The 14,926-nt window shown below is 62.8% G+C and carries 15 protein-coding genes and 1 pseudogene; 13 read left to right on the forward strand and 3 right to left on the reverse strand.

The genetic code is table 11. The features are described from left to right. The 8 genes from E3O62_RS04270 to E3O62_RS04305 all read left to right on the forward strand — a co-directional run. Nucleotides 1–269: helix-turn-helix domain-containing protein (locus E3O62_RS04270; protein WP_134396026.1), on the forward strand; the 269-nt coding region annotated here is incomplete at its 5' end. Nucleotides 270–383: 114 nt separating this feature from the next. Further along, the gene (locus E3O62_RS04275) at nt 384–632 is read left to right on the forward strand and encodes a hypothetical protein (protein WP_134396027.1); all 249 of its coding nucleotides are present in this window, start codon (nt 384–386) and stop codon (nt 630–632) included. 268 nt (nt 633–900) lie between these two features. Continuing rightward, nucleotides 901–1,116 carry a hypothetical protein gene (locus E3O62_RS04280; RefSeq protein WP_134397660.1) on the forward strand — a complete coding sequence of 72 codons (216 nt, stop codon included), beginning with the start codon at nt 901–903 and terminating at the stop codon, nt 1,114–1,116. 144 nt (nt 1,117–1,260) lie between these two features. After that, a complete protein-coding gene (locus E3O62_RS17030) occupies nt 1,261–1,980 on the forward strand; it encodes a PHP domain-containing protein (RefSeq protein WP_241973314.1) in 720 nt (239 codons plus the stop codon). A 101-nt stretch (nt 1,981–2,081) separates the two neighbouring features. After that, on the forward strand, nt 2,082–2,867 hold the full coding sequence (locus E3O62_RS04290; protein WP_134396030.1) for an acetoin reductase: 786 nt from the start codon (nt 2,082–2,084) through the stop codon (nt 2,865–2,867). A 590-nt stretch (nt 2,868–3,457) separates the two neighbouring features. Next, nucleotides 3,458–5,446, forward strand: a complete 1,989-nt coding sequence (locus E3O62_RS04295; protein ID WP_166786413.1) for a family 43 glycosylhydrolase — start codon at nt 3,458–3,460, stop codon at nt 5,444–5,446. 1,745 nt (nt 5,447–7,191) lie between these two features. After that, nucleotides 7,192–7,524 (forward strand): PadR family transcriptional regulator, encoded by a 333-nt coding sequence (locus E3O62_RS04300; protein ID WP_134369345.1) that lies wholly within the window; start codon nt 7,192–7,194, stop codon nt 7,522–7,524. Next, nucleotides 7,521–8,384, forward strand: coding sequence for a permease prefix domain 1-containing protein (locus tag E3O62_RS04305; protein WP_134397662.1), 864 nt, complete (start codon nt 7,521–7,523; stop codon nt 8,382–8,384). The genes E3O62_RS04300 and E3O62_RS04305 overlap by 4 nt, the downstream gene beginning before the upstream one ends. A gap of 84 nt (nt 8,385–8,468) precedes the next feature. On the opposite strand, the gene E3O62_RS04310 is transcribed toward E3O62_RS04305, so the two are convergent. Continuing rightward, the gene (locus E3O62_RS04310; protein WP_134397663.1) at nt 8,469–8,777 is read right to left on the reverse strand and encodes a thioredoxin family protein; all 309 of its coding nucleotides are present in this window, start codon (nt 8,775–8,777) and stop codon (nt 8,469–8,471) included. 54 nt (nt 8,778–8,831) lie between these two features. Between E3O62_RS04310 and E3O62_RS04315 the strand changes: the two genes are divergently transcribed. From E3O62_RS04315 to E3O62_RS17495, 3 genes and pseudogenes are all read left to right on the forward strand, one after another. Continuing rightward, a complete protein-coding gene (locus tag E3O62_RS04315; protein WP_134397664.1) occupies nt 8,832–9,236 on the forward strand; it encodes a heavy metal-responsive transcriptional regulator in 405 nt (134 codons plus the stop codon). A gap of 176 nt (nt 9,237–9,412) precedes the next feature. Continuing rightward, nucleotides 9,413–9,652, forward strand: a pseudogene (locus tag E3O62_RS17490) (transposase); the annotation flags it as partial. After that, complete coding sequence (locus E3O62_RS17495) at nt 9,594–10,235, forward strand: transposase (RefSeq protein WP_370448883.1); 642 nt, start codon at nt 9,594–9,596, stop codon at nt 10,233–10,235. The pseudogene E3O62_RS17490 and the gene E3O62_RS17495, both read left to right, overlap by 59 nt. Here the strand turns inward: E3O62_RS17495 and E3O62_RS04330 are convergent. Further along, nucleotides 10,157–10,624, reverse strand: coding sequence for an N-acetyltransferase (locus E3O62_RS04330; RefSeq protein ID WP_134396038.1), 468 nt, complete (start codon nt 10,622–10,624; stop codon nt 10,157–10,159). The two genes, E3O62_RS17495 and E3O62_RS04330, sit on opposite strands and share 79 nt — an antisense overlap. A gap of 268 nt (nt 10,625–10,892) precedes the next feature. On the opposite strand from E3O62_RS04330, the gene E3O62_RS04335 reads away from it, so the two are divergent. Further along, nucleotides 10,893–11,060, forward strand: coding sequence for a restriction endonuclease (locus E3O62_RS04335; RefSeq protein WP_241973315.1), 168 nt, complete (start codon nt 10,893–10,895; stop codon nt 11,058–11,060). Between the two features lie 227 nt (nt 11,061–11,287). On the opposite strand, the gene E3O62_RS04340 is transcribed toward E3O62_RS04335, so the two are convergent. Next, nucleotides 11,288–11,884 (reverse strand): SOS response-associated peptidase, encoded by a 597-nt coding sequence (locus E3O62_RS04340; protein ID WP_198410575.1) that lies wholly within the window; start codon nt 11,882–11,884, stop codon nt 11,288–11,290. Between the two features lie 952 nt (nt 11,885–12,836). On the opposite strand from E3O62_RS04340, the gene E3O62_RS04345 reads away from it, so the two are divergent. Then, nucleotides 12,837–14,384 (forward strand): bifunctional UDP-sugar hydrolase/5'-nucleotidase, encoded by a 1,548-nt coding sequence (locus E3O62_RS04345; protein WP_134397666.1) that lies wholly within the window; start codon nt 12,837–12,839, stop codon nt 14,382–14,384. The last annotated feature ends 542 nt before the right edge of the window (nt 14,385–14,926 follow it).

Genomic DNA, 14,926 nt, shown 5'->3' on the forward strand with positions numbered 1-14,926 from the left:
AGTTCATGCTCACGGTTCTCGCCGCTATCGCACAGCTGGAGCGCAAATCCATCCGTGAACGGCAGGCAGAGGGCATCGCCATCGCGAAGAGGAACGGGAAGTACGAGAAGGCTCCGAAGCTTGGACTGGAGCAGATCACTGAGGCCCGCGAGCGGGTCGAGGCTGGCGTGCCGAAAGCGTTGGTGGCCCGGGACCTCGGGGTGTCGCGGCAGACGCTCTACGCCGCGCTGAACAGCTCCGGCAAATACGCTACGTTTGCGGCCGTCTGAGAATGATCATGGGAGCGCGCCAGAACTAGGCGACTCCTCGGGAGGTCGCAGCGGACAAGGCGTCACTCTGAACGTTAGGCTTCCCAACAGAACCCCTGAGATCGGAGGACCAGCATGAATGGTGACGGCACACAGAATGAACCGATCCAAGACCAGCATTCTCAATCGGACGAGGACAAGGTGGCGGGGATTCTCGCACAGGAGGAAGCTGACCTCGCCGGCCACAGCGAACACCAAGTCCTCGACGCGCTGCGTGAACGATTCGCAGATGCTGGACACACTGTGAGCGAAGAAGCACTCCAAGACCATGCGCGTCGAATCGCCGGTCTCGACCCGAACGATTTCTCCAGCAAGACACGATGACTTCCTANACGGAGGCCGACAGGTTCTGCGTGAGCACTCAGGAACGGCGTAGGAACCGAATCAGAACCGCGTACCCAGGCCAGCGACATACAATTGCGTCGCCGCTGCCAGCCGGCATCCCTCGACATGTGCGAGCCCTCAGCGCGCCGGCGGCGGAATCTGAACGAGGCGGCCTGGGTGCGAGCCCCTTCGGTCACCCCCCTCTCGGCGGGAGTACCAACTGATCCCAGCCACCCTGCCAACACCGCATGTCGGCTGGGTCGCGCGCATGAGGATGTTGCTCCGCGAGACCGAGGCCGCCGAAGAGATACTTGCCGGCCTGGGCCACGACCGGGAGGTGTGGCACCCGGTCGCGTACTTCTACGGCGTGCAGGAAATCTCCAATCGACTTACGGAACGCGCCGACCTGCCCAAACGAATCGGAGAAATGCTCACACCCGCCCTCAAAACGTTCGGCATAACGCATCCCAACCGGTTTCTCTGACCGCGTGAGGTTCCGAGCAATTCCCCACGAAAGGCCCCAATCACGTTAACGTGCCACGCCAGGACCTCCGTGACTGGTGAAGATGTTAGATACCTGCACTCCCCATGTCGAATAAACGTTCGATAGCAGGGGTTGGAGGTACGGATGGGACGGGGCTTCCCGCACCTCCACGTCGCCTCCGCGTACTCGCCGCACTACGGCGTGACCATGCTCGAAGCGCTCGTCGACCAGGCGGCCGCCGCCGGCGCTGACTTCCTCGCCTTCACCGACCGGTACGGGCTGTACGGGGCCATCAAACACGTTCGGGCGTGCGCGGCCGCCGGGATCCGGCCGGGCCTCGACGCGGACCTGGCCGTCCACGATGACGAACACCGGCCGCTAGGATGGGGACCCTGCTCGCGCACGGCGGGGGCGGTTGCCGGGTTGCGTGCATGGCTCCGCGTCATGCCGATCGGCTCGATCACCTTCGAAGTCGTCTGCCATCTCGCACCGACCGGGCAACGCGGTTCGGTGGCTGCGGCCACCCGGATGCTGGGCCTTGCCGAGGACACTGGGACCCCCGTCATCCTCTCCAACGCGGCAAACGCGTCGTCTTCCTCTCGCTCGAGGACGACAGCGGGCCGGTATCCAACGTGGCGGAGAAAATCCCGGTGCGTCATGCCGCGGAGCGGGAACGGGAGCGGGTGGTGGTCGAGGCGGAGGCGGAGGCCGCGGACAACGTCATTCAGATGTGGAAGCGGAGGGCGTGAGGTCGCGGACGATATTCACTGGACGGCGCTCCTCTGGGCGGGCAGAGTGTTCGCGGCGCACCCGGCCAGCGTCAAGCCTGCGATGGCGGCAACGGCCGGCGGATCTGTCGCCTAACCTGAATGAGTCCGAACGGTTGTCTGACCGACACCGTCCGGGCCGCGGGTCAACGACGCCAAACGGCGCTCAGCATGCCCGAACCAGAGATGAGAACCACCATGACCGTTTCTAACAAAGTCGCACTCGTCACCGGAGCCGGACAGGGAATCGGACGCGGCATCGCCCTCCGCCTCGCCCAGGACGGCTACGACATCGCCGTCGCCGACCTCGACTTCCAGGCCGAGAAGGGCGCCGGTGTCGTCGCCGAAATTGTGGCTCTCGGACGCAAGGCCGTCTTCGTCACCGCCGACGTCTCCAACCGCGACGACGTGTTCGCCGCAGTGAACACCGCGGCCGAGAAGCTCGGCGGGTTCGACGTGATCGTCAACAACGCCGGCATCGCGCAGGTCACACCCATGCTCGAGATCACGGCAGAAGACATGGAGAAGATCTTCCGCATCAACGTGAACAGCGTTGTCTGGGGAATCCAGGCCGCCGTCGCGAAGTTCGACGAGCTCGGCCACGCTGGCAAGATCATCAACGCCGCCTCCATCGCCGCCATTCAGGGCTTCCCCATCCTCGGCGCCTACTCGGCGTCGAAGTTCGCCGTGCGCGGCATCACCCAGGCTGCCGCCCAGGAGCTCGCACCCCGAGGCGTCACCGTCAACGCCTACGCTCCCGGCATCGTCGGCACCGGTATGTGGGACCTCATCGACGAGAAGCTCAGCGCCATCAACGGCAAGCCGCGCGGTCAGAACCTCAAGGAAAACGTCGAGGGCATCGCGCTGGGCCGTATCGAGACCCCGGAGGATGTCGCCAAGATCGTGTCGTTCTTCGCTGGCCCCGACTCCGACTACGTGACCGGCCAGGTCCTGCTCGTCGACGGCGGGATGCTCTACAACTAGAGCCTGGCACGTTCTGGGGAGCGACGCCCCGCGACGAACGGATGGCGAGGTCGGGAACAATCCGGACCTCGCCATCGGTGCGCGTGTACTGGGTACCCCTGGAGGGATTCGAACCCCCAACCGTTTCCTTGGGACGGCGCTCGGAATCAAGGACATCCTTTGTCCCGGGTACCGGCCCAGGGCGAATCAGTACCGCGTGCTGCCTCACGTTGTAGGTGCCCGTCTCGACCCAGATCGTGTTGTGGATGATCCGGTCCATCGTCGCGTCCGCGTGGACTCCGGAGCCGAGGCGCTGGTGTGTGACTCCTGGAACTCTGTGGCGGAGTTATCAAATCGGATGAAATCACGTCGAATTTCAGCCGGACTGTAATTACTAGAGTTGGCGCCGAACATCGACCTGTGGCTTCATCCGCCGGCGAGAGGAAGCGGGCATCTGCGCCTACCCGTGTCTATGGGTAAGGGGTCGTACTTCGACGGTCGATATGTGGGTTCGAGTCCCACCACCGGTACCACAGCCTGTTTCACATCGCGTGTACAGCGCTGTAAGGTCGAGGCAAGAGGCTCAGCACCGTGGCGCGCATCGCGGAAAAATGGGCTTCCCGCTGTCAACGACGACGAACCGGAAGAAGATCACGATGATGAGGCCCCGCACGCACGCCTTCCTCGCCCGCCTCTCGATCGCGCTGAGTGTGACGCTTCTGACGGGGGCGATGGTCCCGACGGCCACTTCAGCTGCGGCCAGCCGTGACAATCCCAACTCCTACACCAATCCGCTGTCTCCGGAGGGTCGAGACGGCAACGTTGTCGAGAGCTGCGCCGACCCAACTGTGTTGCGCGGGCAAGCTCCAGAAGACACTACGTGGTACATGTACTGCACCACCGATCCGCTCAACGACGAAGATCTCAATGCAGACGGCGATCTGGCGTTCCACCGAGTTCCGACCATGGCCTCCGAGAATCTGGTCGACTGGACCTACGTAGGGGACGCGTTCGACACTCTTCCCTCTTGGGCTGAGCCCGATGCGGCGCTCTGGGCACCCGAGGTGGTGTACTCCGACCTTTTCGACCAGTACTACATGTTCGTCGGTGTCACCGACACAATCGCAACGGTGAGCGGTGTCGATGATTGCGGTAGCGACAACGCGATAGGTGTTGCTGTGAGTGCGAGCCCCACCGGCCCATGGCTGTTCTCCGACGAACCTGTGATCGACCCACGTCAGAACGGTGAGGGCTGCAATTTCCTGTGGACCTACGACCCGGATGTGCTCGGAGACACGGTGAGCGAGGCGAGTGTGCTGTATTACGGCAGCTATTACGGGGGCGTGTTCGGTGCAGACGTGACTTTCTCCGCCACCGGAGCATCGGTCGACGAATCCACCTCGACCCTCGTCGCCCTCGACAATAAGTACGAGGGTTCCAACGTGGTGCAAAAAGACGGCTTCTACTACCTCTTCCTTTCTGCGACCAACTGCTGCAACGGAGCGCTGACCGGCTACAGCGTCTTCGTCGGCCGCTCGGCTGATCCGTTCGGTCCGTTCGTCGACGCGCAAGGAATTTCGCTAACGGATACCCAGACCGGAGGTACGCCGTTCCTCACCATGAATGGCAATCGTTGGGTCGGCACGGGGCATAACACGGTGTTTCAGGATGCCGCGGGCGCATGGTGGACGATATATCACGCGGTTGACCAGCGCGATCCATTCTTCGAGACAGCCACCGGATTCACGAAACGCCCGGCTCTCCTCGACGCCATCGACTGGGTCGATGGATGGCCGACCGTGAACGGGGGGCGCGGTCCGTCTGATCGCGAACTATTCGCGCCCGCCGGCCAAGAGGGCGAGAAGGCGCGTCCAACGCCCCGGATTGAGCGGCAGCAGACCCCTGGCCAACTGCTACCTGACTACACTGACGAGTTTTCCGGCACGGAGTTGTCGCCTGCTTGGTCTTGGGATTGGGCCGGAGACGAATCGACCTCGTCGGCTCCGACACCGCCCGCATCCAGCATCGTCGACGGGGTACTCACGGTTCCGATCGAGGCGACCGACCTTTTCGCAGACGTCGACACGGCATCCGTCCTCGTGCGCGAAGCACCCGACCGCGATTACGTCGTCGAGACACGCGTGCGGGTCTCGGTGCCCGACGAGGGCTGCTGCTTCAATTTCGCACAGGCGGGAGTGCTCGCCTACGGGGACGAAGACAACTACGTCAAACTCTCCAACACATCGATCTTCAACACCCGACAGACCGAGTTCGCCAAGGAGATCTCCCCGGTGCCAGAAGGATGGGCACGGTACGGCAACACGGTTGTCGGCCCGCCATCGGAGGAATGGACCTACCTGCGCATCGCCGTCGAGAAACTGCAAAGTGCGGCCAGCGCGGCTGCCGGTGGAGACACCGAGCGCTACACCGCTTACACCAGCCAGGACGGCAAAACCTGGGTCCGCGGGGGCACCTGGACGCACGCGATCGGAGACGAACCACGCTTTGCGCTCGCCGCTTTTGGATTGCAAGACGCTAGCCAAAAGTTCACCGCAGAGTTCGATTATGTGCGGGTGTCTAAGCTCAGCCGGAAGGAATAGTCGTTGGTGGCACGAAGGGCACCGATCATTGCTCATGGCGTGAACGCAGTGCGCTAAGTTGTGAACATTTCCGCGCAGACCTGGGTTGCCAGAAACCGCGCCACACTGGCCCGATTCTTCGCTGAAATGGCCGACCCAAAGTTGACAAAACACAACACGCTTCAAGTGGCGACGACGACACCAAAAACCGCGAAACACCACCACTACAAGACCCGCGGACACGTCCCATAAACGCGACTGTAGTACTAGCCCTGCCCGAACTCGCCGGCTCCAGCGCGCTCGAGCGCCAGCGGATCGCCGAGCACCAACCGTTCTCCTCCATACGAGACTTCCGAGGGGGGGGTCCGGCCGCGCCGGCGCACGTTCGATGCCCTGGCCCGGGTCGGCGCCCTGGACTCGTTCATCGGCTACGACCGGGCCCGCCGCGGCGATCTCCTTGCCCATATCCAAGGCCGGCGGGCGCGCCCTCCCCGTCGGACCCGACCAGCTCGTGTCCGACATTGACCTACCGTTGCCTGACTTCTACCGGTCAGTCACCGCCCTCGACCTCCGCGGCCGCACCCAAACAGACGTGGAACTCCGAGACCTCGGCCTCGCCGTCGGCCACCATCAAATGACCCGGTTCTACCCTTTGGTCAAGGAACTCGGGGTCACGCCGGCGTCGGAGCTAATGAAACTGCCGGGCGGCACCGAAGTCCTGGTCGCCGGGGTCCGCCGCGCCACCCACACACCCCCAATGCGAAGCGGCAACCGCGTCGTATTCCTCTCCCTCGACGACGGCACCGGACCGGTCTTCAACGTGGTGTTCTTCCACGACGCCCAGGCACAGATCGGGGCGCCCGTGTTCCGCACCCACTACGCCCTGTTCCGCGGCCGAACCCGGCGCGCCGGCGCCCGCGGGGTGTCAGTGACCGGCGAGCCGATGTGGGATCTGCTGGACGTGGCAGGGAAGGTCCGGGCCCGCCAGGCCGCGGAACTGGAGCGAGAGCGGGTAGTGGTGGAGGCGGAGGCTGCGGTCCCTATTCACGGGACGGGCGTTCCTTTAGACGGGCCTGACTGCGAATTCTCTCGGGCAGGGCAAACGGGACGGTCCCTTCAGCACGAGCCCCCAGCCGTTTCGTGTCGATTTCCATACTCGGCTGCACAAATTCCGCACTCGCGTGCGCAGCTCATTCACGCCACCACGGACCTTGGGTCCGTGCCCATGAGAGTCCGGCTTCCGGGACAGCGGATGCCCGCGCGTGACGACAGAATGTCACGCCCTTTCAGCAGTGTTGTAACTGGTTGGCACCGGGCAGACCTGAAGACGATCTTGTACTCGTGTCGACGCGATACGCGTTGGTCACCCTCGTAGGGTGACAAATTCGCGACGCGAAGTAGCTGCGCGATCGTGCAGGCTCTCGACGCCGGGACGCACACGACACAGAGATCGGGGAACCGCATGACTCAATCACGTGGCCATGCCCGGCCATGGCAAATACTGGGGGCAATCCTGTCCTTGCTTGCTAAGGGCATCGGTGCCGGCTGTCCTCGATCGCCACCATAACTTTCGGAGGCCGCGCTGCCCCAGGCGACCTGCCAACATCGCCGCCGCCGAAAGAGTATCGACCGTAGACGACCAGCACCGCCTCAGCGGGGTCACGTTCCCGGGTCAGGGTGGGTATGTGACTCATCGTGCGTTTGAAGTTGCTTATGCTACGTGCGTCGTAGTACGATCAACGTAGCAAAGCACGGAAGGAGTAGCCATGATTAGCGCAGACGCGATTCGCGGGTACGTCGATCTCATGGTGCTCTCGCTACTCCAGAAGGGGCCGTCCTACGCTTATGAGCTCGTGCAGCAGATCAGCGCTGTGACCGGAGCGGACTACTCCATCAAGCAAACAACCCTGTATTCCGCCGTGAAGCGCCTCGAAGCCTCCGGTCTCGTGACGTCGTTTCCCGGTACATCTGAGTCCGGCAAGTCCCGCACCTATTATCAAGTCACCGAATCAGGTCTCGCCTACCTCGATCAGAAGATCGATGAGTGGCGCGACACCAAGTCTGTAGTTGATCGTTTCGTGGAAGGAATCCGCTCATGAACGTGGTTATCGCCTACCTAGAGACGATGTTCAGCTCGTATCCGCAGACGCCTCGCTTGCTCGAGGCGAAAGCCGAACTGCAAACGATGATGGAAGACGCGTACAGCAGCCTCATTGCCGAAGGATCGACGCAGAACGAGGCCGTGGGGAAGGTCATCACTGACTTCGGGAACCTCGACGAAGTGGCGCCAGCGCTCGGTATCACAGCCGAAATCGCTCCGGCCGATGCGACCTCGATGAACCTCGCTTCAGGAGCTGCCGCTCCGGCCCTCGCCGCAGGGGCATGGGTAGCCACCCAGCCGCCCGTAACGATGAAGGAGGCCGAAGGGTTCGCCGGAGCGCATCGCAACACGCGATACCGGCTCGGTGCTGGCGTCGCATTCTGCGTTATGTCTCCGATCCCACTGCTTCTGTTGCTCAATACCGCAGCTATGCACGATTCACCAGTGGATAGCGGAGCCTCAGTCGTGGCCGGAACCGTGCTTCTACTTTTCGTCGCAGCCGGCGGGGTGGTGTTGCTGGCGGGCATATCCAAAAACTTCACGCCCTTCGCCCGGCTACGAGGAGGAAACTTCGGCCCAAATCCCTCCGTGACCGACTGGGCTGCTGAGCTGGCGCAAACCCACGAGCGCCGCCGCTTTACAGCTCTCACGCTTGCCGTCTTGCTCTGGGCGCTATCTCCCGTACCGCCACTCGTAGTGACCTACCTGCCAGAGACCGCAAATCAGGGCTCCTGGATCATCGGAAGCACGGCCCTCACACTGCTTCTCGTCGCCGCGGGCCTGCTCGTCGCCCTCCCCGCAACCTGGGCGCGGAGCGTCGCCAACACCATCAACCGTGCCAATCTTCGAGACCGCTGAGGCCTAACACACCCTCATTCTCGCTAATGCCTTTGCCCTGCATCAGATGGGCGGCATCGATCACGAACAGGTCGTATTCCTTACCTATGCCGCTGATGCTGTGGCGATCGCATCGCGCAGTTGCTCCAGAGTTGGGGCGCCGGCTAGTCCTGTGGGGGTTGTGTAGATGCGGCAGGCCAGCCCGACCGAAGCCGATAGGTCGGGAAAGAGGTCTGTTCCGCCCACCAGCATGCTCGGAGAACCTCGAAAACCGATTGTCTCTGCGTCTTCCAGATCCTCGACCAACCGCCGGGTCACAACGATGCCGGGGCATGCAGCCGCGATCAACGCCAGCCGCTCAGCAGCAATTTTCCAGTTCGGGCACCCATGGAAGTACTGCAACGTAATATCCATGCCTTCACCGTAAACGTTGCACCGCAGTGCAAGGTCAAGTGGTGAAATGGGAGTATGCAGATTAGAGACCTGGCCATCGCGAGCGGCGTAACCGCACAGACCATCCGGTTTTATGAGCGGCGCAGCCTGTTGGATCACGCCGAACGTGGGGGGAACGGTTACCGCCGCTACAATGAAGCGGCCCTATCGCGCCTGCGGTTCATTCGGTCCGCCCAGACGGCTGGTCTGACATTGGCCGAAATTAGCAGCATCATCACTGTGAGAGAAGCTGGCGAGGTGCCGTGCGAACACGTCTCCAACCTCCTCTCAAAAAGACTTGCGGATGTGCACCGCCGCCAACAAGAACTCGTACTTCTTGAAACAGAGCTGCAACACATCATCGACGCGAGCCAGCATCTCGACCCAGGCGATTGCGAAGCGGGCAGTGTCTGCCACGTCATCACCCAAGCTCGGCATTAGCACGCAACGTTTACTCATGCCATGACGCTGGGAATGTGACGCGTAATGTGCTGTCGGACGAGACCGGGGTTCTGCTCGGTCCGCTATTCCCTCCGGCGAAGCAGCGAGGCCGGCCACCGGTAGATCGTCGGCTCGTGGTGGAGGCAGTGATCTGGCGGTTTTGAACGGGTGTTCCCTGGCGGGACCTGCCGGAGCGGTTCGAGAACTGGAACACGATCTACCGCAACTTCGACCGGTGGGCCAAGATCGGAGTCTGGGCTCGATTTCTCGAGCATGTCCAAGGCGTCGCGGAAGCACAAGAGCAAGTCGATTGGGCGGCGTCGATCGACTCAACGCTTGTTCGCGTGCATCAACACGGTGCGACACTGCCACGACTCAAAAAGGCGCCTGTTGGACTACAACAAAACCAGCGCTGAGCCGCCCGATCATGCGATCGGCCGGTCGCGTGGTGGGCTGACGACGAAGACACATCTCGTGTGCGACGGCAAAGGCCGGCCGCTCAGCTTCGTCGTCACGGGTGGCCAGGTTGCGGACACGATTATGCTGCCGACAACGATGGTCCAGATCCGCGTTCCGACGGCTGGATGGCCCCGGCGTCGGCCGGAGCGGCTGCGCGCGGATAAGGGATACCCGTCGAAGTCGAACCGGGCCTGCCTGCGGGCGCGGGATGTGAGGACGACGATTCCGGAACGAGATGACCAAATCGCTCACCGTCGTAAGCGCCCGGGCCATCCGATCGTGTTCGACGCGGTCGACCACAAGGGCCGCAACGTCGTCGAGCGGTGCTTCACCGACTTAAGCAATGGCGCGGCATTGCGATGCGCTCCGACAAGACCGCTCGGAACTACCCCGCCGCGCTCTGTCTTGCAGCGTCCCTTCAGTGGCTCACCGCCATCTCAGAAAGCGAAGACTGAGCGGAGTCAGAGCTGCTTCCGCATCTTGACGGTAGTGGTTTCATATCCGACTGACTCGTACAGTCCCCGCGCGGCCTCGTTGTGACCGAACACGCTAAGGCCCAGCGTGCTCGCGCCTGCCGCTCGGGCATGGTCTTCAGCGAGCCGCATCGCCGCTCGCCCGTAGCTCTTATTTCGGTATTCGGGCTCGACTACGACGTCCCAGACCCACCACGAAGTGTCATCGCCCGAGCTGTCGCGACCGATCCAGAGGTACCCGACGGTGCCATCCGTGTCGTGAACGAGGTCAAACACAGCGTTATCCGCGGTGGGGGCACCTGCGGGGAATGCCCGCTCTAGAGAATCGGCGGCATGCCGATCGGCAGCATGTGGCGTCTCACCAGCAGTGATCAGGTCTGCCTTGTACTCGGCGTGACACCGTTCCTGCCACGAGGGGAACCGTTGGGCGTTGATCGGAACCAGGGTGATCGGCATGCGACCAGTCTGACAGCGCCCTCGCCACCCCTCATACCCGTAACCAAGCGTATAAACGGTCAGTGAGTCATTCATGATTTGTTCCCTTCTCAGTCCGGCAGACCATCGACGTCAGACAACACGGGGCCTGAACTACGTCGATATTTCGGCTATCAGCCGATGGCTCGCCATCGGCTGATAATTTGGTCCGTTGAACGCAGCGGAGCGGGAGTCAAGGGCGGCCACAGGTCGGATTCCGTAGGAATCTGCGAAGCACCCTTTTACGCCCGTGGGAGGGGAGTGCAACACGGGCGAAACGAGCCGGGCGTTCGTCGGCGCTCTCGATGGATTCGGTGCCACCCGCGGTGTCTTCATCACGACGAGCGCGTTCACACCGGCCGCCATCAGCTACACCGCCGACGTACCGTCTCGCATCATCCTCATCGACGGTCAATGACTCGTGGATTTGATCATCAAGTATCTAGTCGGCGTCCAATCGTGACAGACCTACGCCGTTGTCGAAGTGGACGACGACTTCTTCGATTGACAGCTCCACGTGTGGTCCACAAAGAAGAATTCCAGTCGGCGTAGCTTCCCACTAGAAGCTGATCGGTTCGATCAGTCGCCGGTCCTCGCTGTTGAGCGTGCGGACGTTGTTGACTGTCCGGGCTACCGGGTGCGCCGTCACCGTTCTTGCGATGGCAATGGAGCTGTGTGGTCAAGCATCGACACGGTTTCCTCCTTGTCGCTGATCTTCTCCGGGTGCAGCCATTGGTCCCACACGTCCGGGGTCAAGAACACGGGCATGCGGTCGTGGATTTCACCTGACGCGTCTCGCGCTGCGCGCGTGATGATCGTGAACGTGATCTTCCACCCATCGTCCTCTTGGCGGGACGCGTAGAGGCCGACCGCGGCCAGCAAATCACCGTCGCTGTGAATGAAGTAGGGCTGCTTGGCGTCGTCCATCTGCTGCCACTCGTAGTAGCCGGCCATGGGCACCAGGCACCGTTGGCTGACAAACGCGCTGCGGAACATGCCATTACTGGCCACCGACTCCAAGCGTGCGTTGATGGGGGCCGGGCCACCCGGCTTCGCCCAACCTGGCTTCAATCCCCAGGAAGCCAGGTCCAGGTCTCGCTGCACTGTTGCGTCGTGGATCCATTCCCGCACGATAGGTGCCGGGTCGGTGGGCGCAACACTGTACGAGGGCTTCCAGTCAGCGGCATTGTCGCCGGTGGCGTCGAAGAGGCTCAGCAGCTCGTCTGTCGTATTGGGGACCACATATCTACCGCATATGCAGTTGAAATTAGCTCCACCCCGGCCTCGTCAGCAATGGGGTCGACCGTAACACCTTCTGAGCAACATCACTGAAGGGGGCCTCATGCGAGTCGAACGATGCGGCACTCGGGGCAGCACCAGGAGGGGCCTTCATCGGTGCCCTCGATCACCATGGGCACCAGGCACATTTCGCAGTTCGGCACACCCAGCTCATCGCTCATGACGGACACACCACGCGCGCACCCGTGCTTGGCCTTCAGGCCCGTCACCGGGACGCGGCACGCGGCCGAGGCGGGTGTCATTTTCCGAAGTCGTCAGCACAACGAACCCCTGTGTTTCGGGGTTGTGCAGGCGAGTGTGAACATTGACTTTTTCGTACTCCTCTGCACAAGGCGCCCGTTTGTTCCGAACTCCTCTGCACACAGTGAACAGGCGGCAGTGTCACCGGCGCGCTGGATTGCCCCGGGAGAGCGTGGGCCTCACCCCCTGGGACACGTCGACCAGGTGCTTGCTTCTCCTGAGCCTCGGACAGTTTGGGCTGCTTGCTGGGCAGCCGAACGGCCGCTTTCGCTTTTTCGCTGCTGTGCAGGCGAGTACGAACATTTGTGCAGACGACTTCGAAAATAGACACCCACGACGCCAAGTCCACGTCGCGCGTGACTGTTTCGTCGTGGATCCACTCCCGCACGATTGGCGCCCGGTTCGTGGGGGCAACACTGTAGGAGGGCTGCCAGTCGACGGCGTTGTCGCCGGTCGCGTCGAAGACACTTAACAGCTCGCCTGTCGTGCTCGGGACCACGAATCTGCCGCTATTTTAGAAGCCGCCGCGCTGGAAAGTGTGAAGTCAGTTGTTATTCAGTAGGACGTTGAAATGACCTTGGCAGGACAGGTCACGTTCACACCCTGCGGGGACCTTGGTCGGGTACGCACGCTCCGACTTCGAAGGGACCACACCTTGCCTCGCCCCCTGATCCGGCTCCTGTCCATTGCGGCCCTTGCGATAGTACTGGCGGCGACTGCACCGGCCCAGGCCCAGGCCGCCCCGCCCGATCAGGCCGCCGATGCCGACAACCCGCGCGCGTCGAATTCCGCGACCCTGCTGTATTTCAACGACGCCCACGAGATCGGCCCAGTACTCTCCGGCGGACAGGACCGCGGCGGTGTCGCCCGTCTCTCCACTGCGATCGACACGGTGCGTGAGGACAACCCAGCGACATCCGTCGTCTTCGGCGGCGACCTGGCCGGAGGCACGCTCTTCGGCGGGCTTTACAAGGGGTTCCCGATGGTCGACGCCTTCAACAAGATCGGCGTAGACCTCGCGAACTTCGGCCAGCACGACTTCGACTTCGGGATCGATAACGCCCGCGAGCTCGTTGCCGCGTCGGAGTTTCCGTGGATCACCTCCAACCTGGTCGACGCTGAGGGCGAGCCGTTCGTGGCGGGAGGCACGTGGGAGGTCCAGCGCATCGGCAAGGTGCGAGTGGGCTTCATCGGCCTGACCGACGCCATCGATACGACCTTGGCCAGCGACCAGCTCGACGAGACCGATCCCGTCGAAGCCGCACGGGCCGCCGTGGCCGACATGACAGCGACAGAGAAGGTGGACGTCGTGGTGGCAGTGACACAGCACTCGATGGACGACAACCGGGTGCTGGCGCAGGCCGTACCGGAGATCGATGCCATCTTCGGCGAGGAGATGGCTGAGTACGAGTCCGTCATCTCCTACTCCGGCAGGGTCCCTCTGATGGCGCCCGAGGGGAACATCGGCTCGCTCATCCGGCTCGACATCACCAAAGAGGGCGGCGAGTACATCGTCGCCCCGTCCGTGATCGAGGTGGACCACACGGTCACCCCGGACCCGATTCTGCGCCAGCTCGAGAAGTTCTACGAGGCCGATATGGCGGCCAACCTCTCCACGGTCCTCGCCACTGTCCAGACCCCGCTGCTCAACCCTGATAACGCCGCCCGCCGCCAGGAAACAGCTCTCGGCAACTGGGTTGCGGATGCCTTCCGCGCGTACCACGGCACCCAGATCGGGTGGATGAATGGTGGTGGCCTGCGCGCAGAGGCACCAGGGCCGGACTTCACCACGCGGGACGCGTACTCCATCGCACCTTTCGACAACAAAGTCATGGTGGTGCAGGCGTCCGGGGCCGGGATCGTCGCGGCACTCGAGCAGGGCGTTGGACACGTGGACATTCTGGGAGGCGGCTTCCCCCAGGTGTCGGGGATTTCCTACTCCTACTCCCCCAGTGCTGCCGTCGGCTCACGCGTAAGCGACGTCCGGGTCGCCGGGGAACCAATCGACGTCGCATCCACATACTCGGTGGCGGTAACAAACTACGTCGTCGGTGGCGGCGACGGCGTCGCCGGGTTCTCGGGAGGATCAGTGCTGGTCCCAGCTTCGGGAGCGCCAAGCGACGCGGAGGCGATCATGGCCCACGCAAAGTCGCTCGGCGTCGTCGACGCGACGACGGAGGGACGGATCACCGTCCTGCCGTAAGACCGACGCCGAAATCGGCGGCCTCGCGCACGGCGTTGCACTCACGATCAGCGCGGCAACCCTCCACGCAGGATCTATTGTCGAGTTCCGCCGGCAGCAAGCCCACCCCCACGGCTCGCCCGGCCCGCGCATCATGGTGACAATTCAGCTCATCGCCAGTGCCATCATCAGTTCTGGATTTGTCAACCCAAGTGGGACCCGCCGGGGCAATCTAAGCAGGACCCACTGACCTCACCGCTGCCAAAGAACCGCGGCATCCGACTCCCCGAACAGGGAGGCTCCCCATGGCAGGGCCGAAGCGCTACCTGACCTGACGCGGTCGAGATCGGCCAGAACACACCTCAGGCTCAGATGGGGCCGTCCAACACGCTTGCTTCTCGCACCTTGGCCTCAATCTGCTCGTCCAAGCGAACAGATTCGTCAGCGCGGCTGCGAGGTGCGACGCACCCCCGGACCGACGATAGCCTCGAAGCACAGCAGGTCGTTCATAAGGCGCAGAGTTGATTCGGTTCACGAGTCTCATGCCGGTCCCGCAACCCAGC

Origin of the sequence: Cryobacterium sp. TMT2-15-1 (assembly GCF_004402345.1) — a bacterium.
GTDB lineage: Bacteria > Actinomycetota > Actinomycetes > Actinomycetales > Microbacteriaceae > Cryobacterium > Cryobacterium sandaracinum.

What these genes read in the sequence shown, in the direction of transcription:
- E3O62_RS04275 (WP_134396027.1), top strand. Translation starts at nt 384, where the DNA reads ATGAATGGTGACGGCACACAGAATGAACCGATCCAAGACCAGCATTCT.
- E3O62_RS04280 (WP_134397660.1), top strand. Translation starts at nt 901, where the DNA reads ATGAGGATGTTGCTCCGCGAGACCGAGGCCGCCGAAGAGATACTTGCC.
- E3O62_RS17030 (WP_241973314.1), top strand. Translation starts at nt 1,261, where the DNA reads ATGGGACGGGGCTTCCCGCACCTCCACGTCGCCTCCGCGTACTCGCCG.
- E3O62_RS04290 (WP_134396030.1), top strand. Translation starts at nt 2,082, where the DNA reads ATGACCGTTTCTAACAAAGTCGCACTCGTCACCGGAGCCGGACAGGGA.
- E3O62_RS04295 (WP_166786413.1), top strand. Translation starts at nt 3,458, where the DNA reads ATGGGCTTCCCGCTGTCAACGACGACGAACCGGAAGAAGATCACGATG.
- E3O62_RS04300 (WP_134369345.1), top strand. Translation starts at nt 7,192, where the DNA reads ATGATTAGCGCAGACGCGATTCGCGGGTACGTCGATCTCATGGTGCTC.
- E3O62_RS04305 (WP_134397662.1), top strand. Translation starts at nt 7,521, where the DNA reads ATGAACGTGGTTATCGCCTACCTAGAGACGATGTTCAGCTCGTATCCG.
- E3O62_RS04310 (WP_134397663.1), bottom strand. Translation starts at nt 8,777, where the DNA reads ATGGATATTACGTTGCAGTACTTCCATGGGTGCCCGAACTGGAAAATT.
- E3O62_RS04315 (WP_134397664.1), top strand. Translation starts at nt 8,832, where the DNA reads ATGCAGATTAGAGACCTGGCCATCGCGAGCGGCGTAACCGCACAGACC.
- E3O62_RS04330 (WP_134396038.1), bottom strand. Translation starts at nt 10,624, where the DNA reads ATGCCGATCACCCTGGTTCCGATCAACGCCCAACGGTTCCCCTCGTGG.